Annotated in this window: 20 protein-coding genes; 18 read left to right on the forward strand and 2 right to left on the reverse strand. The window is 51.3% G+C overall.

All coding sequences use genetic code 11. The features are described from left to right. Positions 1 to 6: 6 nt before the first annotated feature. The 10 genes from ctaD to JSQ80_RS12930 all read left to right on the forward strand — a co-directional run bounded on the left by ctaD (position 7) and on the right by JSQ80_RS12930 (position 8,869). Positions 7 to 1,857 (forward strand): cytochrome c oxidase subunit I, encoded by a 1,851-nt coding sequence (gene ctaD, locus JSQ80_RS12885; protein ID WP_087431845.1) that lies wholly within the window; start codon positions 7 to 9, stop codon positions 1,855 to 1,857. Then, positions 1,854 to 2,474, forward strand: coding sequence for a cytochrome (ubi)quinol oxidase subunit III (locus JSQ80_RS12890; RefSeq protein ID WP_087431774.1), 621 nt, complete (start codon positions 1,854 to 1,856; stop codon positions 2,472 to 2,474). The genes ctaD and JSQ80_RS12890 overlap by 4 nt, the downstream gene beginning before the upstream one ends. 4 nt (positions 2,475 to 2,478) lie before the next feature. Further along, positions 2,479 to 2,799: a cytochrome C oxidase subunit IV family protein gene (locus tag JSQ80_RS12895; protein WP_087431773.1), complete on the forward strand. Its 321-nt coding sequence runs from the start codon at positions 2,479 to 2,481 to the stop codon at positions 2,797 to 2,799. A 113-nt stretch (positions 2,800 to 2,912) separates the two neighbouring features. After that, on the forward strand, positions 2,913 to 3,821 hold the full coding sequence (gene ctaG / locus JSQ80_RS12900; RefSeq protein WP_087431772.1) for a cytochrome c oxidase assembly factor CtaG: 909 nt from the start codon (positions 2,913 to 2,915) through the stop codon (positions 3,819 to 3,821). 85 nt (positions 3,822 to 3,906) lie between these two features. Beyond that, positions 3,907 to 4,371, forward strand: coding sequence for a DUF420 domain-containing protein (locus JSQ80_RS12905; RefSeq protein ID WP_087431771.1), 465 nt, complete (start codon positions 3,907 to 3,909; stop codon positions 4,369 to 4,371). A 238-nt stretch (positions 4,372 to 4,609) separates the two neighbouring features. After that, on the forward strand, positions 4,610 to 5,338 hold the full coding sequence (locus JSQ80_RS12910) for a hypothetical protein (protein WP_206095555.1): 729 nt from the start codon (positions 4,610 to 4,612) through the stop codon (positions 5,336 to 5,338). A gap of 49 nt (positions 5,339 to 5,387) precedes the next feature. Then, the gene (locus JSQ80_RS12915; RefSeq protein WP_206095556.1) at positions 5,388 to 5,774 is read left to right on the forward strand and encodes a GntR family transcriptional regulator; all 387 of its coding nucleotides are present in this window, start codon (positions 5,388 to 5,390) and stop codon (positions 5,772 to 5,774) included. Positions 5,775 to 5,803: 29 nt separating this feature from the next. Beyond that, complete coding sequence (locus JSQ80_RS12920) at positions 5,804 to 6,709, forward strand: ATP-binding cassette domain-containing protein (RefSeq protein WP_206095557.1); 906 nt, start codon at positions 5,804 to 5,806, stop codon at positions 6,707 to 6,709. Beyond that, positions 6,706 to 7,611, forward strand: a complete 906-nt coding sequence (locus JSQ80_RS12925; RefSeq protein WP_206095558.1) for an ABC transporter ATP-binding protein — start codon at positions 6,706 to 6,708, stop codon at positions 7,609 to 7,611. Before JSQ80_RS12920 ends, JSQ80_RS12925 begins: the two co-directional genes overlap by 4 nt. Then, on the forward strand, positions 7,604 to 8,869 hold the full coding sequence (locus JSQ80_RS12930; RefSeq protein ID WP_206095559.1) for an ABC transporter permease: 1,266 nt from the start codon (positions 7,604 to 7,606) through the stop codon (positions 8,867 to 8,869). The genes JSQ80_RS12925 and JSQ80_RS12930 overlap by 8 nt, the downstream gene beginning before the upstream one ends. Before the next feature lie 279 nt (positions 8,870 to 9,148). Here the strand turns inward: JSQ80_RS12930 and JSQ80_RS29055 are convergent, their stop codons facing one another. Continuing rightward, a complete protein-coding gene (locus JSQ80_RS29055; RefSeq protein WP_206097577.1) occupies positions 9,149 to 9,358 on the reverse strand; it encodes a CPBP family glutamic-type intramembrane protease in 210 nt (69 codons plus the stop codon). A 229-nt stretch (positions 9,359 to 9,587) separates the two neighbouring features. Between JSQ80_RS29055 and JSQ80_RS12940 the strand changes: the two genes are divergently transcribed. From JSQ80_RS12940 to JSQ80_RS12960, 5 genes are all read left to right on the forward strand, one after another. After that, the gene (locus JSQ80_RS12940) at positions 9,588 to 10,565 is read left to right on the forward strand and encodes a Gfo/Idh/MocA family protein (RefSeq protein WP_206095560.1); all 978 of its coding nucleotides are present in this window, start codon (positions 9,588 to 9,590) and stop codon (positions 10,563 to 10,565) included. 32 nt (positions 10,566 to 10,597) lie between these two features. Then, the gene (locus JSQ80_RS12945) at positions 10,598 to 11,584 is read left to right on the forward strand and encodes a Gfo/Idh/MocA family protein (RefSeq protein ID WP_206095561.1); all 987 of its coding nucleotides are present in this window, start codon (positions 10,598 to 10,600) and stop codon (positions 11,582 to 11,584) included. Positions 11,585 to 12,328: 744 nt separating this feature from the next. Continuing rightward, complete coding sequence (locus JSQ80_RS12950) at positions 12,329 to 13,972, forward strand: spore germination protein (RefSeq protein WP_206095562.1); 1,644 nt, start codon at positions 12,329 to 12,331, stop codon at positions 13,970 to 13,972. Between the two features lie 24 nt (positions 13,973 to 13,996). Next, on the forward strand, positions 13,997 to 15,082 hold the full coding sequence (locus tag JSQ80_RS12955) for a spore germination protein (protein WP_206097578.1): 1,086 nt from the start codon (positions 13,997 to 13,999) through the stop codon (positions 15,080 to 15,082). Next, a complete protein-coding gene (locus JSQ80_RS12960; RefSeq protein ID WP_336245731.1) occupies positions 15,079 to 16,290 on the forward strand; it encodes a Ger(x)C family spore germination protein in 1,212 nt (403 codons plus the stop codon). The genes JSQ80_RS12955 and JSQ80_RS12960 overlap by 4 nt, the downstream gene beginning before the upstream one ends. An 88-nt stretch (positions 16,291 to 16,378) precedes the next feature. Here JSQ80_RS12960 and JSQ80_RS12965 read toward each other — a convergent pair whose 3' ends face one another. Then, positions 16,379 to 18,373, reverse strand: coding sequence for a methyl-accepting chemotaxis protein (locus JSQ80_RS12965; RefSeq protein WP_206095563.1), 1,995 nt, complete (start codon positions 18,371 to 18,373; stop codon positions 16,379 to 16,381). Positions 18,374 to 18,742: 369 nt separating this feature from the next. Between JSQ80_RS12965 and JSQ80_RS12970 the strand changes: the two genes are divergently transcribed. The 3 genes from JSQ80_RS12970 to JSQ80_RS12980 all read left to right on the forward strand — a co-directional run bounded on the left by JSQ80_RS12970 (position 18,743) and on the right by JSQ80_RS12980 (position 24,915). Beyond that, positions 18,743 to 20,128 (forward strand): Ig-like domain-containing protein, encoded by a 1,386-nt coding sequence (locus JSQ80_RS12970; protein ID WP_206095564.1) that lies wholly within the window; start codon positions 18,743 to 18,745, stop codon positions 20,126 to 20,128. A gap of 180 nt (positions 20,129 to 20,308) precedes the next feature. Then, positions 20,309 to 21,979, forward strand: a complete 1,671-nt coding sequence (locus tag JSQ80_RS12975; RefSeq protein WP_206095565.1) for an SWIM zinc finger family protein — start codon at positions 20,309 to 20,311, stop codon at positions 21,977 to 21,979. Beyond that, positions 21,976 to 24,915, forward strand: coding sequence for a DEAD/DEAH box helicase (locus JSQ80_RS12980; RefSeq protein WP_206095566.1), 2,940 nt, complete (start codon positions 21,976 to 21,978; stop codon positions 24,913 to 24,915). Before JSQ80_RS12975 ends, JSQ80_RS12980 begins: the two co-directional genes overlap by 4 nt. The last annotated feature ends 79 nt before the right edge of the window (positions 24,916 to 24,994 follow it).

Consider the following 24,994-nt stretch of genomic DNA (forward strand, 5'->3'; position numbering starts at 1 on the left):
GGCTTAATGGATTGGCTGACGACGGTCGACCATAAGAAGATAGGTATTCTCTACCTTGTTGCCGGAGCATTGTTCTTCGGAATAGGCGGTATTGAGGCTATCTTAATCCGTATACAGTTGATTAAACCAATGAATGATTTCGTTGACGCCCAGACGTTCAACGAGCTGATTACGATGCACGGCACGACGATGATTTTTCTTGGCGCCATGCCGATTATTCTTGCACTAATGAATGTTATCGTTCCTCTGCAGATTGGCGCGCGCGACGTTGCGTTCCCGTTCCTGAACGCGCTGGGCTTTTGGACATTCTTCTTCGGGGGGGTGCTTCTCAACCTGAGCTGGCTTATCGGCAGCGTGCCTGATGCGGGCTGGACTTCCTATCTTCCGCTTGCGTCGGTAGATTACAGCAATTCGCACGGAGTTGACTTTTATACGATAGGGTTGCAGATATCCGGTCTCGGTACGTTGATAGGCGGCATTAACTTCCTTGCAACCATTATCAACATGCGTGCCCCAGGAATGTCCTTCATGCGCATGCCGATGTTCACTTGGGCGTCATTCATAACGTCCGCATTGATTTTGTTCGCTTTCCCTGCCGTTACGGTAGGCTTGATTCTGCTTATGTTCGATCGTCTCTTCGGGGGCAACTTCTTCTACGTGCCGAATGGCGGCAACGTGGTATTGTGGCAGCATATATTCTGGATTTTTGGCCACCCGGAAGTGTACATTCTCATTCTTCCGGCGTTCGGGATTATTTCCGACGTGGTCAGCACATTCTCGCGCAAGCGCTTGTTCGGTTACAGCTCCATGGTATTCGCGACGGTGCTAATCGGATTTTTGGGCTTCATGGTTTGGGCGCACCATATGTTTGCTGTCGGTCTTGGACCTGTGGCGAATGCGTTGTTCTCCATCGCGACGATGCTGATCGCGGTACCGACAGGGATTAAAATATTTAACTGGCTGTTTACGATGTGGGGCGGTTCGATTCGCTTCACAGCGTCTAATATGTACGCTATCAGTTTCATTCCGACGTTCGTCATGGGGGGCGTTACCGGGGTCATGCTGGCATCCGCGCCGGCCGACTTCCAGTTCCATGACACCTATTTCGTCGTAGCGCACTTCCACTACACGATTGTAGGGGGGCTCGTGCTCGGGCTGTTCGCAGGTCTTCATTTTTGGTGGCCGAAGATGTTTGGCCGCATGCTTAACGAACCATTGGGCAAAGTAACATTCTGGTTATTCTGGATTGGATTCCAACTGACATTCTTTATCCAGCACTTCTTGGGCTTGCTTGGCATGCAGCGCCGTGTCTTCACCTACTTGCCTAACCAAGGCTTCGATAAGATGAACTTGGTCAGCACGATCGGTGCGATTATGATGGGCCTTGGTGTCATCTTGTTCTTGGTCAACGTCGTCATTACATCGATGAAGCCGAAGAACCTGGGCAACGACCCATGGGAAGACGGACGCACGTTGGAGTGGACGATTCCATCTCCGGCACCGGAATACAACTTCAAGCAGACTCCGCTTGTGCGCGGTTATGATGCTTGGTGGAAAGAGAAGATGGAAGGCAACAAAGAAATGCCTGCCGCCGAGCCGGTAGGTCCGATTCATATGCCGTCCCCATCCATTCTGCCATTTATAATGTCCGTCGGCTTGTTCGTCGCAGGCTTCGGCTTTATGTTCGCTAAAGATGACTTTGGCAACACGGCTTTGAACTTCTTGTTCGGCAATCATATTATCGCAGTGTTCGGCTTGCTGATTACATTCGGCTGTATGTTCCTGCGTTCGGTTAAGGATGATCACGGTTATCATATTGAACCGGAAGAGTTGGAACAGAAGGGGGTTAAAGCATGAGCGCGCCTGCACATCACGCAGATGGCCAATGGCCTCACGAACCGGAAAAAGCGACGTTAGAAGGCCGCAATAAGGTAATCGGCTTCTGGTTGTTCCTTGGCGGAGAAGCAGTGTTGTTCGGAACCTTGTTTGCGACGTTCCTTGCGCTCCGCAACCAAATCGGTGACGGACCTTCCGCGAACGAACTGTTCAAACTGCCGATGATTGGGCTAGTTACCGCCATATTGCTAGTCAGCTCCTTGACGAGTGTGTTTGCTATCCAAGCGATGCATCGCAAGGAAGTCAAAGCAATGCTTAACTGGCTAATCGTAACCGTTATTCTTGGTTTCTGCTTTCTTGGGATGGAAATTTACGAGTTTGTTGAATATGTGCATGAAGGCCATACCTTTACGACAAGCGCCTTCAGTTCAGCTTTCTATACGTTGGTCGGGTTTCACGGAGCTCACGTGGCATTCGGTGTCGCGTGGATTTCGATTCTGATCGCGCAAGTCCGTAAAAAAGGGTTGAACCTCGTTACGGCGCCGAAGGTGTATGTCTCGGCTATTTACTGGCACTTTATCGACGTCGTATGGGTATTCATCTTTACCGTCGTTTACTTAATGGGAAAGGTGGGCTAAGCGAATGACAGCACATGATATGGCACCGGACAACTCGAAACGCCGTCATAAGCATGAAGGTAAACAAAAGCATATTATCGCTTTTATCTTCTCCATCGTGCTGACGTTAATCGCTTTTGTAGCCGTAGGCTCGGTAGGTGAAGTGAACCCGACGTTTACGGTAATCCTGCTTCTCGTTATGGCGGTCTTGCAAGTCGTGATTCAAATGGCATATTGGATGCATATGAAAGATAAAGGTCATATGCTGCCAATTGTATTTATGATAGGCGGAGCTATCATTGCCTTTACAGCAATTGTCATGTCCGTATACTGGGTATGGTGGTAAGCGAAGGCAGGCATGCTGCACAAGAGGGGACGCATTTAGCGTCGCCTCTTTTTCCATAATGGGATAAAATGTGGCGAAATGGTGGCGATAACGAGGGAAGGGAATGAACATTCATGTTCGGTTTAACGAAATACTTCAGTTTGTATGATGTGTGGAGTCCGTTGTTTCTTGTCTCTTCGGTGCTCGTCATCATTTTATATCTTGGGGTGACAGGTCCGTTTAGAGATCGCTTCGCTAACTCGGAGCCGGTATCCTTAAGGCAGAAAGTCATGTTTATCGCAGGCGTGCTGCTCTTTTATCTTGCTCAGGGCGGACCTATTAACATGATGAGTCATATGATGTTTACGTTTCATATGCTTATGATGGCCCTGTCGTATATTATTGTGCCTCCGCTCATTCTCCTTTCCGTGCCGGGCTGGATGTGGCGTTTTCTGCTTGATCGGAAGCCTCTCAGACGATTGAAGAAGTTTACTCATCCGATATTGAGCGCTGTGCTGTTCAATGTATTGTTCTCGTTCTACCATGTGCCTGTCGTGCATGACTATGTCATGACACACTATACGGAACATATCATTTATTATATTGTGCTGTTCATTGCGGCTGCGCTTATGTGGTGGTGGGTCGTAGCACCGGTTCCCGAATGGAACACCCTTGCCGATGTGAAAAAAATGGGCTACATTTTTCTAAACGGGCTTCTCATCACGCCGGCCTGTGCGCTCATCATCTTTGCAAGTGATCCGTTGTTCGCCACGTATGTGGACAAGGATGCATGGATTGAGGCAATGGGCTATTGCATTTCGGGCGATCCGGCCGCCATGCTGGCAGCGTTCGACGGTCCGGAGTTTTTCAACTGGTTCAATCCGCTTGAAGATCAACAGCTGGGCGGCATCCTCATGAAGCTGATTCAAGAGACGATGTACGGTTGTATACTCGGCTATGTCTTCGTTCATTGGTTCCGCAGAGAAGGCAAAGATGATGACGATTTTGTGGAATTGATGCCGGAAGGGCAGATGAACTCGTAGAAATCCTATATAATGATAACGGAGAACAAGCGCAAAGGTTAGCATAAAGCACCTTGTTGAATGAGTTGAGGAGGGCGTTACTTTCGTGGATTTATATAATTTGATGCCAGCGGTAAGCACATCGTTCATTGCCATCAGCGCGATTCTCGTTGCTATCGGTTGGGCGCTAATCATCAAAGGCAAACGGGAGCAGCATAAGAAGACGATGGTGGCGGCCGCCGTGGCGGCGCTTCTGTTCTTTATCATTTATGTATCCCGGACCATTTTTGTAGGTAATACGTCATGGGGCGGCCCGGATGATTTGAAAGTTTTTTATTTGATCTTCCTGCTATTCCATATCGTATTGGCGACGGTTGCTGCCGTATTCGGTCTCGTAACGCTGTATACCGGCTTCAAATCGCGGTTCAAAACACACCGCAAGCTGGGGAAAATCACATCTATTATTTGGTTTGCTACGGCAATTACCGGAATAACGGTATATAGCTTATTGTATTTGCTGTATCCGGGCGGCCATACCAAGCCGGTCATTGACGCGATATTTGGTCTCTAACCACATAATAGGTTCTACGGATAATCCGTCCTGCTGTGAGATTCGTTCACGGTGGGACGGATTTTTATGTTCACGTCACGTTCTATGGTGTTGACAATAAAACAGCAAAGTCATTATACTGTGTATAAAGATATATACAGTAAGCACAGTGAGCGCAGTATACATGACATACAGCACAGCAAGTATGGTGAGCTGCACACATACGGAACGGAATCCGTTGCAGAAAGAGGGATGAACAGTGGGCAATCGATATAAACAAGCATGGGCGCTCGTCAAAAATGATCTCGTACGCTTCAAGTGGGGATTTGTTATGACGCTGCTGTTCAGTATGTATATGAGCGTTACGAGCTTGTTCATGTTGAATGGCGTATTGGGTAAAGGCGGAGAAATGTATCGATTTCTAAGCGGAACGTTGGATTTTGTCTACTTGATTACGCTGCCTAATATGGGGTTTTTCTTTTCACGCCGTTCGATGCGTTATTTACAGGAAGATTCATATACAAAATGGATGATAAAGCTGCGCACCTTGCCGATTGACATTCATACGATCGCCTTATCTCGCATCATGATGATGGTCGTTGCGTTTACGTTGAACATGACCCTTTTTATTTCCATTCAGGTTATTTTTAGTCCTGGATTGAGAGCGGAGCTGGGACCGGTCTCCATAATGGCTTATGCATTTATGCTTATCGCATTTTCCATGATTATCAATATGACGTTCATCATTATGGAGTTGAGCTATAGCGGAAGCAAATATTTTAAGAGTTCGTTAATTATACTTGGATTCACTACCTTTCTAGCCATAGCCATTGCTCTCTCGGGCGGAAGCTTCGTCCTGACAATCGTGTATGTCGCCAAGTACTACTCATGGGTAAGCGGCATTCTTGCATTAGGGGTGATTACACAAGTATTGACCCTCGGTATCGTCAGGGCAAAGAATGCGATTCGCAAGCGAGATTTGGTATAGCGCTATGACAATAAGCAGAAAAGCAGATCGCAGGAGGTGGTGAGAAGCGGTGTTTATGCCCATTCAAATTAATGATAACAGTTCGGAACCGCTGTATGCGCAAATTACACATCAGCTTCGAGCGCTCATTTTGAGCGGCCATCTCGAAGAGGGGATGCTTCTTCCATCCATACGCGAATTCGCCAATCAGCTGCAATGCAGCGTGATTACGGTAAGAAGAGTATATCAAGATTTGGAAAGCGAAGGGTTGCTCCGGACGAAGCAGGGGACGGGAACATTTGTCGCGGCGGTTCATGCGGAAGAGCGGACGCGTTATCGGCGGCAAGCGGTTGAGCAAGCGTTGGAAGAAGCGGTTGATGCCGCGCTGCGCGTCGATATATCGCAGGAAGAATTGGAACTGCTGCTGCAAGAAGTGATACAGCGGAAATGGCATTGAGCCCATTCGGAGCAAGGAGGGGAATTCAAGTGGAGGAGAACAACGTCATTACATTGCAAAATGTCGTGAAAACGCGGGGGAATACAAAAATAGGTCCGCTTAACATTCATATACCGCAAGGCTGTGTCACGGCGGTTGTCGGCACGAACGGTTCGGGAAAGACGACGCTGCTGGGCATGTGTATGGGCATCGTTCACGCAGAGGAGGGACACATCACCATCTTTCAAGAGAAGATCCAACCGGAGCATGATGCTGTTTTAAAAGCGCGTATCGGATTTGTCAGTGAATATCCGAATCCAGATGATAATGATTTGACGGCGGATCAGCTGGCTGCCTTTACGGCACAATGGTATCCGAAGTGGGATTGGCAATTTTATCAGCATCATATGGCGAAATACGAAATCCCGCCGAAGCAGAAACTGAGCAAGCTGTCGAAGGGGATGCGCAGGAAGCTGGACTTGATTATCGCCATGAGCCCCCAGCCTGAATTGCTGCTGCTCGACGAGCCGTCTTCCGGCTTGGATCCATTATCTTGGCGCATGATGATAGAAGATATGCACCGCTATTTGCAGGACGGGCAGCATTCGATTGTCATCGCAACGCATATTATTGAAGAAGTGAAGCGCCTTGCGGATTATATCCTGTTCATGTACAAGGGGCAGGTGCTCCAAATGGTCGAGAAGGACGCGATGTTCGACGCATGGAAAGAGTTCCTCGTTGACGGCGAAGCTGCAGATTATGACCGCATTCCCGGACTTGCGAAGGCCATTCAGGAACACTATGGCGTACGTCTCATTGCGAATGATGCGGCTAAGCTGGAGGCTTATTTACAGGATCACGATATTCCGACGCTGCAGACAAAGGGTCTGGAGCTGGATGATATATTGGCATATTTGATTGAATTGAATGACGAAGGGAGAGCTGCAAAACGATGAAGCCGTTACAATTACAGGAAGTCGTTAAGCAATACGGCGACAAGACCGCCGTTAACGGTCTTAGCTTTGAAGTGGAAGAGGGTGAAATTTACGGGCTGCTCGGAGCAAACGGGGCCGGCAAGACAACGACGATGCGGATGGTGCTCGGACTCATTTATCCCGATGGAGGAACTATCCAGTATGAGGGCAAACCGTTTCATAGCGGTTTATCCCGCATCCTCGGTTATTTGCCGGAAGAACGCGGGATGTATCCGAAGATTAAGGTAAGCGAGCAGGTTACTTATTTGGCTCAACTGCGCGGCATGTCGCGCAAAGAAGCGGACAGCAATCTGAAGTATTGGCTGGAGCGATTCAACGTTCCGGAAAATTACAATAAAAAAATTGAAGAGCTCTCCAAAGGGAATCAGCAAAAAATCGGTTTTATCGCATCGATTGTTCATAAACCGAAGCTGCTCATTTTGGATGAGGCGTTCAGCGGTCTTGATCCTGTAAACGTAGAGCTGTTGAAGGAAACCGTCAAGGAGCTGCGCGATCAAGGAACGAGCATTCTGTTCTCGACGCACCGGATGGAGCATGTCGAGGAATTGTGCCGCAACCTGACCATATTGCAACAAGGAAAGGCGGTTCTGCAAGGCTCGCTGCGCGATCTGAAATCCCGTTATCCGCGTGAGCATGTCGTGCTGCGCACGAGTGGAACGGTGGAAGGTCTGCAGAGTATTGCAGGCGTAAGCGAGGTGGAGCGGACGGATGACGGCTACCGTCTCCGCATTGCCGATGAAGGGGCTGCTCAGCATATTTTGCAGAAGGCAATGGCCCAAGTGAATGTACAGCAATTCGAGTTGAAGGAGCCGACATTGAACGAAATCTTCATTAAGGCAGTTGGGGGTGAGTCAAATGCATAATGTACGGACCGTAATTGGATTTACGCTGCGCACGAAGATGATGACGAAAGCGTTTCTCGTCACGACGATTATTTTGGCGCTCATCATTAGCTTAGGCGTGAATTTGCCTTATATCATTTCATTGTTTTCAAGCAACGAGCCGACTGCCATCGGATTGATGCAGGGCAAGGATGCTAAAATCGAGCAGTCGTTGGCGCAATATTTCGAGAAGCAAGAGAAGAGCGACCTCAAAATCGTCCCTTATGCCAACGCTTCCGCAGCAGAGTTGAACAAGCAGGTGGAAGACGGAAAAATAGAAGGCTATCTGACATTGGAAGAAGAGCAGGCCGGAGCGTTTCCGAAGGTTGTATATCACGGGGAAGATGAACTCGGAATGGAGAAGCAGTCGACGCTGACGAATGCGTTGACGCTGATTAAGACAGAGTGGCTCGTGAAGGATTCGCTTACGCCGGAGCAGATTGCCGAGCTTAGCAAGCCGGTGTCGCTAGACTCGAAGACGATCGCGAAGCCGGGAGAAGAAGCGGAAGAGAATCCGGCGCATAAAGGTATCTCGATCATCGTCGTCATGGTGCTCATCGTCCTGTTGTTCATGACCAATACGATGACTGGCAACATGATTGCTTCCGAGGTGACGCAGGAGAAGAGCTCGCGCATTATGGAAATTCTGATTACGAGCGTGTCGCCGCTTGCGCAAATGTTCGGCAAAATCATCGGCATGTTCGTGCTGGGTCTGCTGCAGATCGGGGTCTTTCTTGGGGTCGTCCTGCTGAACTTGATGTTGCCGCATAATGCCGCACCGCTCAAGGATTTGAACTTCGATATGTCCATGATTGACTGGTCGGTAGTAGGCGGCGGATTGCTGCTCTATGTGTTGGGATACTTCCTCTACGCGACGTTGTTCGCCGCGGTCGGCTCGATCGTGAGCCGGACGGAAGACTTGGCGCAGGCGATCATGCCAATTACGATGCTGACGATGGCTGCCTTCTATATCGCGATCTTCAGCGTGTCTACACCGAATTCAATGCTGGTGAAGGTCACCTCTTATATTCCGTTCTTCACGCCGACGTCGATGCTGCTGCGGATTGGAGTCGGCAACTCGGCATGGTGGGAATTCTGGATCGGCGTCCTGATTATGATTGTATCGGTCGTCTTCTTCGGCTGGCTGTCGGCGAAGATCTACCGCACTGGCGTGCTTATGTACGGCAAGCGCCCTTCGTGGAAAGAAATTCGCAAGGCGATGAAGGCGTATAAGATATAAAAGAGTGTAGAAAGCTTGTGAGTAGCGGTTATAGTTGAGACAAATGTAATGAATAGTTGAGACTTTTTCAGTATATGTTTGAGACAAAAATGGGCCCTTGATTCGTCAGAAATAGTGATGGATCAAGGGTTTTCCTTTTTTGTTAAGTGGCTTTGTCCAACAAAAAAACTCCAGTTATAAATGAGGTGAATCGTTTTTTGCTACTTTATGAATGCTTATTTTTATAAATAACCGCATAAAAAAGTGCAGCTGCAAATGTAAGTGTTGCGGCTACAACCATCAAAGAAACCTTACCCGATGTTTGAATCCCCATAGAATACCCATGATGATTGCCGACTTAAGAAGAGTGTGCTTCTTTTGAAGTTCGGTCAAAAAGAACGCTCTCCATCCCAATTCTTTACCTAAAGGGCCGCTAATGAGATTTCGTATAAATAAAATGACGAGCGTTGCAGGTGATAAAATGAGTAACTCCGAAAAAGGCTGGTTGATTGTAGATACCGATCATCAAAAGACTCCCGATTAACACGAAGGCTTGAATCCCAACAGCGGTTAAAACGGTTGATATTTTTATTCTTTCGCTAAACTGATTCTTAATAAAGCTGAAAAATGTTTAAAAACCATGCGCCATGGAACATTTTTCTTGTTGCGGGAAGGAAACACCGGTCTGCTCGTAGAAGTGCTCTAGCAGGTCGAAATCAAACCAAGGAGCGAGTCACATATGAAAATAGCGGTTGTTGGCTGCGGAGGCATGGGGCGCGTGCATGCGCTTGAGTTTGCGAAAATGCCGAACGTCGAGCTGGTCGGCGTATGCGATATCGTGCCCGAGTTGGCGGAGTCGTTGGCGCGGCAGACGGGAACGTCCGCGTTCGCCTCGTTCGATGCAATGATGTCGTCCGTGAAAGCGGACATTGTTAGTGTGGCGGTGCCGAGTTATTTGCATAAAGAGCTTGTCATTCAAGCTGCTGCAGCGGGAAAGCATGTCATTTGCGAGAAGCCGATTGCGCTGAATGTGGAGGATGCCGAGGAGATGGTCCGCGTATGCGAAGCCAACGGAGTGCAGTTGTTCGTGGGACATGTGGTGCGCTTCTTCCCGGAATATGCGCAAATAAAGCATCAAATAGATGCCGGGCAGATAGGCAAAGTCGGTGTCGCGAACGCGAAACGGGTGGGCGCTCACCCTGGCAACGTCAAAGCCTGGTACAAGGATACGGACAAGAGCGGCGGCGTTATCGTTGACCTGATGGTGCATGACATCGACTTCATGCGTTGGACGCTTGGCGAGGTCAAGTCGGTATACGCCATGAACAAATACGATGACGACATGGATTATGCGTTAGTGACGCTCGTCTTTGAGAGCGGCGCCGTTGCCAATATGGAAGGATTCTGGGGATACCCCGGATCGTTTCACTATGCGGCGGAATTCGCCGGTACCGCAGGACTGGTACAGAGCGACAGCCTGAAGGCGCAATCGCTGCAAATTCGCAAGAGCGGTGCGGAGGCGGACGGAGGCAATTTCGTTGAAATTCCGCAAAGTCCGGGATACCGCAATCCGTACACAGTGGAGCTGGAGCACTTTATCGGATGCATTCGCGATGGCATTGAGCCGATTGTAACGGCCTGGGATGCTTGCAGGGCGCTCAACATTGCCGCAGCTGCTCAGGAATCGATCCGGACCGGCAAGGCGGTTCTGTTGTAAGCAACCGCAATTCAATGGGGAGGGCTCGTGACATGAATGGATTGAAGGTAGGGATGATTAGCTTCGCGCACGGTCATGCGTACAGCTATTTTCACAGTTTGAGACAAATACCTGAGGTGCAAATCGTCGGAATTGCGGATGAGGTGCGCAGCCGCGTTGACGGCATCGTCGGCGAATTCGGGGTGCCGCACTTTGGTGATTATCGCGAACTGCTGGCGCAGGACGTGGATGCCGTCGTCATCTGTTCGGAGAATGCGCATCATGCGCAAATGACGATCGATGCGGCCAACGCCAAGAAGCATGTGCTATGCGAGAAGCCGCTCGGGACGACGCTGGAGGAGATGGAGCGCATGATTGCCGCCTGCAAGGACAACGGCGTGCAGCTGATGACAGCGTTCCCATGCCGCTACTTGGCAGCAGTTGTCCGCGCCAAGGAAGCGATAGACCGGGGCGACATCGGGGATATCGTCGCCATCAAAGGCACGAACCATGGCGGCAATCCAGGCTCTTGGTTCGTTGACAAGCAGCTTTCCGGCGGCGGGGCCGTCATGGACCATACGGTTCATGTCATGGATTTGATGAATTGGCTGCTCCAGTCCAAGGCAACTGAGGTGTACGCGTACGCCTCTACATTGTTCCAGGACGACCTTAGAGTGGATGATGCCGGCATGGTTCACATCAAATTCGAAAACGGCGTCTTTGCAGCACTCGATACGAGCTGGTCGCGCCCGAAATCGTTCCCGACCTGGGGCGATGTAACGATGGAGATCGTCGGCACGAAAGGGGTTATTTCCGTCGACGGCTTCGCGCAGCACAACGATCTGTACAGCGATGAAGCGGGTAAAGGCCAGTGGACATATTGGGGCGACGACATGGACGCATATATGGTGAGGGACTTCGTCCGTGCGCTGCTGCAGGGCGAGCCGGTGCCGGTCACGGGCGAGGATGGCTTGCGTTCGACGCAGGTGGCGCTTGCGGCGTACGAATCCGTGAAGCTCGGCCAGCCGGTCGCGTTATAGTACAGAGATCTTACGGGTTAGAGCATTATAAAAGCTTTATTTAGGGGGCATGCCGCTGCGGGTATGCTCTTTTTTGCTGAAAAACGCAAATCTGTCCGATTTGACTGGAGATTTTCCAATGAATGCTCTGCCGCTCGTGACGTATCACTCCGTTAGAGGTTATGAACGTCAAGTAACATCCCGCCAGCTACCGTACTCATCTTCATCGCCTTTTACTCATTCTCCCACACGCTCAGAAACAGCTTTTTGCTTAGAAGTCTAATTAACTTAGTAAACCAACCTGGAGGGCAGCCTAGATGCAATATTAGAATCGCAGCAAAACCCAGAGCACAAACTAAGATAGAGGCTTAGACACAGACTGAGGTAGAAACGGAGGTACAAACTGAGATACAGATTTAGAAAATAGAAACTAGATGTGAATCTAGAAACATAACCCTTCTGGAGATGGAGTTAGAGTCGGCAAGTGGTACAGAGCTGTTTCGGAATATGCTGTTGTCACAAAAAGGCGGCCATTTCTGACTCAATGGGAGAGTGAACCTAAGGGCTTGAACGAGACTATAAGCGCTCAGGGCACAGAAGCGGTAACGAATGAGGGGGCTTCCCTCGGCAAATGACTTGCATAAGCTGTACGCTTGCACATACACGGTTGGCGTTATCATGGCCAAGAATGAATAACAGGACCGACGCTATGCCAATGCATAGGCTATGTGACTACAACGCATATTACTGAACAGGTGATCATGAATGTGGAATATGTTTGTTTCCTATCTTCCGAGCTGGAGCGTTCTCTTGCAGGCTGTGATTGCGGTGTCCATTCCATACGGCCTTTCAAGGATAATTTCCAAGGCCGAACAACCCATCGATGAAAAGACTGGACAAGAAGCCGGGGATCAAACTCCGCAGCCTGACTTCACGGGGAAGCTGGATGCCGATTTGGATCGGGTGCGAACCGAATTCGGACATCAATCGGATTTGAATTGTCGAACGTTCTGTCTGGGCAATACCAACCAGCAGGCAGCGATTTTATTTGTGAACGGCATTTCCGACAGGGATTTGATTGATAAGCATATATTAAAATCGCTCATGGGCGACCTCGCGTTGGCCGGGCATGACCATGCCCCGGATTCGCCTGCTCCGTCTTACACGGCACAATATATTAAAAACAACATATTGTCCGTCGGCATACTGAAAGAAGTCGATTGCTTGGCCGATTTATCGACCGAATTGCTGCGGGGGCATACCGCGCTGCTTCTTGACAACAGCCCGGAGGTCATTATTCTCGGCACGAGGAAGGAGATTACGCGCAGCGCTAAGGAACCCCCTTCGGAAGCGCTGGTTAGGGGACCGCGTCTCGGCTTCAACGAGAGCATTTGCGACAATACGACGCTGTTACGGCAGCATGGTGAAAATACTAAATTGACTATAACCCAACTCCGTGTCGGGCATCGCGTGACGAAGGAACTCGTTATTGCATACGTCGAGGATATTGCCGATTCGAACTTGGTCCAAGAGGTTCGCGAGAGAATTGAACGGATTAACCTTGATGACATCCAAGATACTGGATACATAGAACAGTTGATTGAGGACGATTTCCTGTCTCCGTTTCCGCAGGTGCAGAGCACGGAACGGCTGGACCGCGTTCTGGCAGCATTAGTGGAAGGAAGAATTGCCATTTTATTGGACGGGACTCCCTTCGTCCTCATTGTGCCGACGACCTTCAACATGCTGCTGCAATCGCCCGAGGACTATTATGAACGGTGGATTCCGGGGACGTTGGTTCGCCTGCTGCGTTATTTTGCCGCATTCGTGTCCACATTCGGCCCGTCGCTATACATATCGTTCATATCGTTCCATCAGGGACTGATACCGACTAAGCTGGCGCTCTCGATTGCGGATACCCGGGTGGGAGTGCCATTTCCGTCTCTGATTGAAGTGCTCATTATGGAAGTGGCGTTGGAAATCTTGCGGGAAGCGGGACTTAGACTGCCGAAGCCCATCGGTCAGACGATTGGGATCGTTGGCGGACTGGTTATCGGGGAATCCGCGGTTCAAGCCGGGATCGTCAGTCCTATCATGGTTATTGTAGTGGCGGTTACCGCCATATCCTCGTTCGCGATTCCCCAGTACAATGCAGGCATTTCGTTAAGGGTTCTTCGTTTCATCGCCATGATTTTCGCAGCCGTATTCGGACTGTACGGGGTAGTGCTGTTCTTCTTGATGCTGTGCAGTCATCTGGTCAAGCTGAAGAGCTTCGGGGTGCCTTACATTAGTCCGGCAGCTCCATATCGTCCTCAGGATTGGAAGGATTACCTCGTGCGAGCGCCGTTCAAGCTGATGAAGCAACGTCCGAAGATGATGAATACGAAAAGTCCGGTACGCAAGAAGTAAAAGGGGAGCGATGGAATTGTGAGAATGGCTGCAAAAGAGAGCTTAACGACTTATCAAGCCGCTGTATTAGTGAGTAACTTCATCCTTGGGGTCGGAATTCTAACGCTGCCCAGAACCGCTACCGAAAAGGTGAAAACGCCAGATATATGGCTTTCCGTTATTATCGGAGGATTAATTGCCATGCTTGCCGGCGTCATTATCGTCAAGCTGAGTCAGCAGTTCCCGGAAAAGAACTTTTATGAGTACACCGAACATATTGTCGGCAAATGGCTTGGCTGTATACTCAATCTGGTCGTAATCGGGTACTTCGTCGCGACCTCGAGCCATATGGTGCGGGCATTGGCGGAAGTGACGACTCTGTTTTTGCTGGAAGGGACGCCTCACTGGGCCATTATTATGGCGTTCATGTGGGTAGGGCTCTATCTTGTTATAGGTGGATTGCCCGCCATTGCCCGTCTGTTTGAAATCATTTTTCCCATTACCGTCATCATTTTTTTTATGATCGCGGTTATGAGCTTGAAAATATTTGATGTCAACAATTTGCGCCCCGTATTGGGGCTCGGCATTGAGCCCGCACTGAAAGGGGTAAAGACAACGGCGCTTTCTTTCACCGGATTTGAAATCATGCTCGTTGTGCATGCCTATATGCAGCGTCCAAAGATGGCGGCCAAAGTGGTGCTGATTGGGATTGCGGTTCCGCTTCTCTTCTACGTAACGACGGTGATCATGGTCATCGGGGCGTTGACGGTAGATGGGGTGGTCAGCCGCACTTGGCCGACGATTACGCTCATCCAAAGCTTTGAATTTCCCGGGGTATTCTTCGAACGATACGAATCACTATTGCTCGTTATATGGGTGATGCAGATTTTTACGACTTACGTCATCACTCATTATGCGGCTGCCATGGGGCTGGCGCAAGTCATGAAAAAAGACATTCGCCCGTTTTTGTATATTCTGCTGCCTGTTATTTATATCGTGGCAATGCTCCCTAAAAATATTAACGATTTGTTTCATTACAGCGACTTCATTGGCAATGTGGCATTCGTCATGTTCGGGGTGCTGCCCATTGTCCTGCTCGGAATTGCTAAAGTAAGAGGTGGTAAGACGTGAATCGGAAATGGTATAGAGTGAAGACTCCATTGATATGGGGTGTCATTGCAATGTTAATTCTGTTGACAGGCTGCTGGAGCCGCAGGGAAATCGAAGATTTGGGCATGACCATAGGCGCGGCTGTGGACATCGGCGAAGAGACAAAGGTAGAGCAAGAGCTGGAGCAAAAAGGCGGTGATTACAGCAAAAAAAATGTCCTGACCCTTACCTACCAAGTGGTCGAACCCGGGCAGAGCAGCGGTACGGGCAAAGGGGGAACGAAAAACAAGAAAGGCTACCGCAACATCACGGTAACGGGAGACTCCCTGTATGAGTCGACGCGGGAGATCTCGCTGATACGGGCGCGGCCCATCTTCGGCCGGCATTATAAGGTTATTGTAATAAGCGACCAGATCGCGCGGACGATCAGCTTGCATCGGCTCCTTGACTTTTTCATGCGGGAGCAGGAGTTCCGGCCGAGCTGTCTTGTGTTAATCAGTAAAGGCGAGGCCAGCAAGACGCTTGAGCAGAAGGATAAGACCGAGTTTCCCTCGATGCGGCTGCTTGGAATTACAGACAACCAGTATCGGAGCAGCCGGTTGCTGCCGCAGATGACATTGACGAAGGTTCTGCCGGAAATCAATGCGAAATCCAGCTTCCTGCTGCAAAACGTCATTACCGCCGAAGGAGATGTAAAGGTTGCCGGAGCAGCCGTGATATACGGCAAGACGGGCAAGCTGATCGGGTTTCTCGATGAGGAGGATCTTGAGTCAATCAATTGGATAAAAGGAACGGCGGAGGGCGGTGTTGTCAAAGCATATGACTCGCGGACCGGAAAGGTGATCGTCTACGAAATCACGTCGTTAAAGAGCAAGATTCGCCCCCATGTAAATGGGAGCCGCATTTCCTTTGATGTGCAGATTGAATCGGATGGCCGTATCGGGGAAGAATGGACGAGCGGGAATGACTTCGACAACCGCATCATCAGGCAGGTGGAGGCGGATACCGTCAAGATGGTGAAGCAGCGGATAGACGAGATGCTGCACAAAGTGCAGAAGGAGTATCGCGCAGATGTCATCGGGCTGGGCGAACAAGTGAGAATTCATTATCCGCGGACGTGGGAAAAAATAAAAGGGGAGTGGGACGACATCTTCGCTGATGCATCGATTCGCTATAATGTGAACGTGACAGTGAAAGAATTCGGCACAACGAGTATCAAAATACAATAACGAACAGGCAGGAAGCGCGCTCAAAATAAAGGACGTAAGGAATATATCCCTACGTCCTCTTCTTTAAGCTGCTCGTCTGCCAGAGGCATTATCGCTTGCCGTCCGGCTCCATATTCAGCTTGAAGCCTGCAACCAATGATTGCAGCTCCTCGGCGATGCTCGACAGATGAACCGCGGATGCGGCAATCTCCTCCATCGATGCGTTCTGCTCCTCGCTGGCGGCGGCCACCATGTCCATCTCGTTGGCCGTATCGTGGCTCATGACGCTTACCTCGTCGAAAGCGACGATCGTCGCTTCATTCGACAGCGACAATTGCTCGCCCACGCGGGCGACCTGGCCAAGCTGCTCGTCAATGCTCGCGATTGCGCTGTACATGTCGGCGAAGCAGTGTTCGACGGACTGCGTCAGCTCGCTGCCGGCCGAGGCGGATTCCACGCCTTCTTCCATGCGGCGCAGCATGAGACGGGTCCGATCCTGTATATCGCCGATAAGCGCCGCGATCTTGCCGGCAGCGGTTCCTGCCTGATCTGCCAGCTTGCGCACCTCCTGAGCGACGACGGCGAAGCCGCGACCTTCTTGACCGGCTCGCGCAGCCTCGATGGCGGCGTTCAGGGCAAGCAGGTTCGTCTGCGAGGCGATAGCTTGAATGAAGCCGGTAATGCCGCTAATTTCCTCTGCCACTTTGTTTAAAGTCTCCGTCTCTGCTTTGGAGCGGTTGGAGTGGTCGAGTATGGCATCCATTTGCTGCTTGGCAGCGCTGAGCGCTTCCTCGCCGGTATTCGCCAATTCATTGATATGCTGCGACGCTTCCGCGCTTTCGTGCACGATGCGGAGCGTATTTTCCAGCTCTCTGCGGGTAATCTCCGCCGTCTGCTTAACGGCTTGTATGCTGCTGTTCATGTCGGACGACTTCGCCGATACCTCCTGCATGGAGGCGGCCACCTGTTCGATCGTGCTGACGTTCTGCTCCGAATTGGCGGACAACTCCTGTGAAGCGGCTGAGACTTGCTCGGAATGGGAGCTGATTTCAATCAGCACATCGGACAGCGACTGCGACATCGTATTGAAATTGGCTTCCAACTGACCGATCTCATCGATCCGCCCGTTCTCTGCGATACGAGCGGTTAAATCACCTTGAGCGACAGTGTCTGTTACCGATTTTAAACGCATAATCGGCACAATCATCCGCTTGATGAATATCCAGATGAACAGACCGATGAGTCCGAGCAGAAGGGCGATAAACAGGGCCGCGATCCACTGCAGCTTGCTCGTCTTATCCGTAATTTCGCTCCAGTCCAGAACTGAAACGACGTTCAATCCGAGAGCATTCCGTTTGTCATAGCTGTAATATTCCTTGCGGCCTTCGCCCGAGAGCATGAACGTTCCTTGCGCTTGCTTGCGCATGTCCTCGAATTGTTCGCCCTTCACGGGCTCGCCCTTCTTAAAGCGCGGGTGGGACATCGTGACATTGTTGCGGTCGAATAAACTGACATACCCCCGATCACCGATCGTGAATGAGCCGACCATGTCATTCAAGTTATCGATCGCGACATCGATGCCGGCTACGCCGGATCCGTCTGCAGTCGTCTTGGAAAAGGTAATGACATAGCCGCCGGTCATGGCATCGATATATGGATCCGTTATGGCCAGCTGCCCTTTCTGTTTCATGGCTTGTTTGTACCAACCGCGTGTAGTCGGATCATAGTCGGTCTTTGCGTTTTCGGAAGAGGTGTAGAATCTCCCTTTTAAGGAAACAAATGCGGCGAGCACATTATTCGAATCTTTTGCGACATGGCGAATGCGGTCGTATATATAAGTGTCGCGGTCTTGTCCAGGGGGGATGGTAATGTCGGCAAGACTGTTTATCGTAACGGAGAAATCTTGGTGCGTCTCATTAAACAGTTGGTTCATCATCGTGGTGACCTCGTCAACTTGGGATAGCAGTTCGCGTTCCAGCTGGTTGCGGGCCAGTTGTGTCAGGGTATAGCTAAGTAAAATAGAAGGAATGACGACAAGCGCAATGAGAAGAAGCAACATCTGTTTGGATAAAGATGTTTTATAACGGTCATATAACTTTTTCATAATGAGTGGTAACTCCTCTCTAGGATGAAAAGATAATGAAATCATGTTGCGGCAACAGTATTTATCGGTATCCTGGGAAAAAAGTGTATATGGTAACCGTTCTCAAAATTCATGTAAATATTGGCATGATAAAAATGGGGAATATTGAGATTCGACTCATGTTCATGGAGGTGATTATGCAAACGTTTACAATTGGTGAAAGTATCCGATTTCGTCAAAAAGCAACACTTTTTCTCATCAACAGCCGTTATAAGAAGTAGTGCCTTTCACAATCATATGAACCTATGCGGATAGAAACGCAGTCTAATCGTTAGGTATCGGAATAAGGCAACGAAATGATACAACAGGCAGTTGAGAGAGGAGAAGCTTATGAAGCCAGTATTTGAATCAGGAAAAGGCCGCTTCGGTTTTGGTATGTTATTCGTTTGTGCCATGCTGATCCTTGCCATATCATGGCCGGGAAGCATGCATGCCCAGAGCAATGCCGCGGCAGCTTCATTTAAATTGAAGGCTGCGTCCAAATCATTATATCTCGTCATTGGAAAGGAAACCGATCTTCCTAAGGTGAACGCCCTATATAAGGACGGCAGAATCGAGGACGTGACGGGATCCGTCACGTGGCAGCCCAGTTCGGATGTGTTGAATATCAGCGGAGGCAAGGTGAGCGGCAGATATGGCGCCTCAGCGAAGCTGAAAGGCACATACGGCAATCAGACGGTTACCGTTCCCGTTCGTATACAGGAGGATTTCGTGAAATATGAAGCGGATCCGTCTCCCGTCACATTAAGTGCGGGTTCCTCTAAGCCGATTAAAGTAACCGGTTATTACGCCAATGGAAAAAAAGTATCGATCGGAACTAAAATCCAATGGAAATCCGGAAATGATCAAGTTGCGAGGGTAAACGGCGCAACGATAAAGGGAGTGGCGGAAGGCAGTACGACCGTTACGGGCGTTTTAGGCGGGCAAAAGTTCGAAGTTTCCGTGCAGGTGACGCCGAAGATTAAAAAACTAACCGTAACGCCTGCGAAGCTGGTGCTGACTCCCGGTAAATCAGCCACTTATTCCGTTCAGGCGGTTTACGAAGGCGGGCGCACGGTGGATGTCTCCTCACAAGTGACGGCTAAAGTCGCCGGCAAAGGCATTCAAGTGAGCAACGGCACAGTTACGGCGGCGGGCCAGTCGCAGGGGCGTGCCAGCGTAAAACTGTATTATGGAGGAAAAGGAGTGTCACTTCCAGTCACCCTGCAGGAGAGCTTGGCGAACATCGAGGTGCAGCCTACGTCTCTCGTGATTGGAGCCGGATCCTCTAAGCCCATCAAAGTGATCGGCACTTATTCCAGCGGTAAAAAGGTGTCGCTTGCAAGCAAGGTCGCATGGACATCCGGAAACGCGCAAATCGCCAAAGCAACAGGCGCCAGCGTAAAGGGGCTGACGGAAGGCACGACGAAAATCGTCGGCGTTTACGGTGACCGCACATTTGAAATCCCGGTTCAGGTCACGCCTAAGCTGCAGAAGCTGACGGTCACGGCATCGAGCTCGAAGCTTGCTCCATATCAAACGACGACTTATCGGGTAAAGGCCGTGTCCAGCAGTGGAAACAGCACCGATGTAACGTCGCTCGCCCAGTCCAAGTCAAATGGCAAGGCGACCGCCAATCAGGGCACGATTACCGCAGTGAGCAAAGGCAAGGCCGTCATCACATTTACATATGGCGGCAAAAAAACACAACTGCGTATAACGGTAGAGCAGCATTAAGATATCAGATGCTCGCTTATGATAGCGCAAGGGAAAAGTTCGCCCAAACGGGTTGTTGATCCAATCAACAGCCCGTTTTTCGTTGTCTTTCCTTCTATATTCCGCTTATTTTGTGTAAACTGAAAGGATATAGAATGCGGCTTTCGGGGTAGAACGCCGTCAAAGTGGAGGTACTTGTGGTTGTCACAACTGGGACTGTCCGTCAATGAATTCAACCGTTTAACCGAGCAGATGAAGCGCCGCTTCAGCTATTCCACGCTGGAACAGGGCTGGCGTTATTACCGCAAGCAGGCAGTATCCGGGATGCACGCAGAGACGGATGCGGATATTCGGACGGTGGCGAAGCCGGAGGCCAAGACAAGCAAGGAGCAGTGGATAACGGCGGAGGTGCACGAAACGAAGCGCTACCGTGTCCGCTTCAACGTGAAGCAGGTGAAGCGGAGCGAGTGCACATGTCAGGACGGCGGCTACTGCAAACATATGGCAGCCGTGTTTTTCCAGCTGTGCGAGCAGACTGGAGGCAAGCCGGAATTGTATTTGGCGGAATTCCGTCAAGTATATATCGAAGAGGAACGCCACCGTGCGGCTGTGCGGAAGCGGGCGGAGCAGAAGGCGGAGCTTGAGCGCCGCAAGCAGGTGAGGCAGTTAACCTTGAACCCGTCTGGCCCAGCCAAGGAATGGCATGATTTTTTTCATAAAAAGTATGGCAAGGCATTCACCGACTTCCATTCTCCAGTAACCGACATTGTGAAATGGACGAAGGATGAGCTGTACCGCGCGGCCGCTGCATTGCCGAAGCCGATCGTGCCGCTGTACCGCATGCATGTGCTGTTGTTCCTCATTCAACAGCTGTCCATCCGTTATCGGAATGGAGGCCCAACCGGAGTTCAAGGCAGGGATGCTCCCGCTGCAGATGTCGCGGGCCCGTGCATGAACCAATTGCAAGCTTTAGCCGAATCATTCACGCTTTCCTCCATACCGTCTGCCTACGAGAAGCATGTAACCGATCTCGGCGTAATGGCAGAAGCGATTGCTTTCTCGGAGGAGGAATCGCCCGTGGACGGGCTGGAACCGTTCGCTGTGCTATGGTCTACGGTGCTGAATCGGCCAGAGTGGATGGAGGAAGCTCGACAGCGGCTCGAGCGGATGCTTGCTCCCGCATCTGCACTGCGTCCCCGCCGGAGGGACGCCATCCGCGCCGCGCTCCTTCACCTTGAGGTGATGCTCGGATTTGAAGAGCAGGCGGTGAAACGCTTGAACGAGCTGACGTACTATAAGGAGCCGGGGCGTTATTGGATCTATTTGCATGAGCATGTGCGGCACAATCGTCTGGATCGTCTCGCAATCTGGCTGGAGGCGCTCGCCCCTTTCGTGCGGCAGTCAGGGCGCCGTGAAGATATGAAGCAATATTGGCAGTTTTGGGAGCGGGTGTATGAGCAGGCGCATGACCAAGCCGGAATGGAGTCGCTTATCTTAACGTTAATGCCGGGTGTATATCCTTATTTGTCTGCCTTTTTGTTGGATCGGCAGCGCTACCGAGATTGGGCGGAGATTCAATTGCTGCAGCGCATCTCTCCGGAAGAAGTGGCGCCCTCAGAGCTGGACATTGTGGAGCGCGCCGCGCCGGAAGTGGTGCTGCCGCTATACCATCAGGCTGTGGAGCGGCATATCGAGGAGCGCAGCCGCGAGCATTACCGCGCTGCGGTCAATCTTTTGCAGCGCATGCATCGATTGTATGAGAACATTCACTCGCTTGCCGTATGGGAGCGGTATATGGATGGCCTCTCCGATCGTTACTCCCGCCTGAGGGCGCTGCAGGAGGAAATCAAAAGAGGGGCGCTGATTGTATGATAGAGCGAGCGTTGTCTTGGATGGTGGAAATCCGCAGGCGCGGGGATGGAAGCTTCTTTATATTCAATACCGGATTGCTGCGCAATATACAGGCGCTTAAGCATATGCTGTTCGCTTGGCACGCCCCTTCCTTCTACGGCACAATGCTGCGCACGGAAGAGGACGATCGGAAGGAAGGGATCGTGGTGACGGCATCCGAGCTGCTTGAGATGGTGACGCAGCCGGCTTCGGTCCGTTGGGCGGAAGTGGTGCAAGGGGGCAGCTTCCGCGTTGCGGCACGGACCGCCAAGCTGTATGAGAAGATTGTTGCCGAGGGGCGATTCCAACCATCTTTCACCAAATGGAAGCAAGGAGCATTCGGATGGGACTTGCTGTTGACGGAGTCAGAACAGGCTGAACAGGCTGAGCTTCTCGAGCAGGCCCGCGATTTGAAGAGTGAGGGTGCCGGATTGGCGGATTGGTTTGACGGCCTGATGGCTGAACAGCTGCAACAGCGGGATGAACATTCGGTCTTGTGGCGGAGGGCGGTAAGTGCCAGACCGGAATTGGAAACGTTGCGTTTGCCTGCGGAACGTTCTCCTTGGTGGGATGAGCGGGATTGGTTGAATTCCATCAGATGGGAAAGGGACGACACTCCGTTCCGTGTCATCCTGCGGTTGGACGAACCGGAAGAAGACCGCGGCCCTTGGCGCTTGCATGTGCTTGTGCAAGACAAGAACGATTCCAATCATCAGCTTGCTTGCAGATTTGACGGCGTGGAGGGGACTGGTGATGAGGAGACGGAAGCTCGTATCTCTCCGGCCATCGGATCGTTTCCGGATACATGGATGCCGTTCATCGCCCCGCGGCTCAAGCGGGATGTCGGGAAAGTGCTGCAGATTTTGCCGTGGCTGGCGGAAGGGGATGACAGCCGCCGCTTGAAGACGAGGTTGAGCGAGACAGAGGCATGGCAGTTCCTTGCTGATGGCAGCCTGCTTCTGGCGGAAGCGGGTTTCCACGTCGTAGTGCCTGCCTGGTGGCAGAGGGTTCGCCAATTGAAGACACGGCTCAAGGCCAAATTAACTTCTTCCTCCGGCTCCTCTTCGGCATCGATGATCGGTTTGGAGCATATGGTGCAGTTTGATTGGAAGCTGGCGGTCGGAGATTTGCAATTAAGCGAAGCCGAATTCCGCTCGCTGATTGAGGAGGATCGGAGGCTTGTGCGTCTGCACGGTCAATGGATTCAATTGAATCCAGAAGAAGTGGAGCAGATTCGCAGCATGATGAAAAAGGTCGGGAGCGAAGGAGTCACCTTGGGCGAAGTGCTGGAGCTTCACTTAAGCGCGGAGCGGGCACGGCTTGAGGAGGAATTGGGCGAGGATGTTCTGCAGCGTGACAATGAAATGCGGCTGGAAATGGAATTGAACGATCAGCTGCAGCAATTCATCGGCAATCTGCAGCACCATTCGTCCGTTCCGCAATGCGAAGCGCCAGCCGCGCTTCAAGGATCGCTGCGCGCCTATCAGGCCGAGGGGTACTCCTGGCTAATGTTCATGCGTCGCTTCGGTCTCGGGGCCTGTCTTGCTGATGATATGGGGCTCGGGAAGACGATACAGTGGATCGCTTATCTTCTGCGCGTGAAGGAAGAAGCGCCTGTGGGAGGCCCGTCGCTGCTCATCTGCCCGACATCGCTCATCGGCAATTGGCAGAAGGAGCTGCAGCGCTTTGCGCCCCAATTGCGCGTCCGCTTGCATTATGGTCCGAACCGAACCAGAGGGGCGGTTTTTTTGAATGAGATCAAGGATGCCGATGTCGTCATCACGACCTATACGCTTGCTCTGCTGGACCGCGAGCAGCTGCGGATGACAAAGTGGAATTCGCTATGTCTCGATGAGGCGCAAAATATTAAAAATCCGTATGCCAAGCAATCCGTGGCAATCCGCAAGCTGGACGCGCATCACCGGATCGCATTAACGGGAACGCCGATGGAGAACCGCCTGATCGAGTTGTGGTCGATTATGGACTTTCTGAATCCGGGTTATCTCGGCACGCTGTCGCAATTCCGGCGAACGTACGTCAATCCGATCGAGCGGACCCATGATGCGGAATGGACCATGCTCGTGCAGCGGCTCGTACAGCCCTTCCTGCTGCGCCGCTTGAAGAAAGATCCGGAGATTCAACTGCATCTGCCCGAGAAAAGTGAATCGAAGGTGTATGTGCCGCTCACGGCGGAGCAAGCGTCCGTATATGAACAGACGCTGCAGCAGTTGTTCGGCGACCTCGAGCAGCTCGGAACGATGGAACGCAGAGGGCGTATTCTTGCGGCGCTGACGAAGCTGAAGCAGGTGTGCAATCATCCGGGGCTGCTGCAGAAGGAAGCGTCGGCCCGTTCGGGGCCGGAGCGTTCCGGCAAGCTAATCCGCTTGCTCGAGATGCTTGCCGAGCTCAGGGCCGAGAAAGAGCGCAGTCTCATCTTTACCCAATATGCGGAGACCGGCCGGCTGTTGCAATCCGTGCTTGCAAAGGAGCTCGGGGAGCAAGTGCCTTTCCTGCATGGCGGGGTGGCGAAGGCGGAGCGGGATAGCATGGTGCAGCATTTCCAAGACGAGACGCTGCCTGACGATGAACGTCCTGCCGTATTCATATTGTCCCTGAAGGCGGGAGGAACGGGGTTGAACTTGACGGCTGCCAATCACGTTTTCCATTATGACCGCTGGTGGAATCCCGCGGTCGAGAATCAGGCGTCTGACCGTGCCTACCGTATCGGGCAGACCCGGAACGTGCAAGTATATAAGCTGATCGCTCTCGGGACATTGGAAGAGCGGATAGATGATATGATCGAGCAGAAGCAGGCATTGAGCGAGCAAATTATAGGCGCCGGCGACAAATGGATAACAGAGTTGTCCACGACCGAGCTCAGGGAGTTGTTCGCGCTGCGCAGCCAGTGGATGGACTGAGCATCTGACAACATAGGAATCCAATCAAGGAAGCACTCTGCATCAATGGCGCGGCAGTGCTTCTTTTTTTGCGGCGGCA

This window comes from Paenibacillus apiarius (assembly GCF_017052585.1).
Classification (GTDB): Bacteria; Bacillota; Bacilli; order Paenibacillales; family Paenibacillaceae; genus Paenibacillus_B; species Paenibacillus_B apiarius.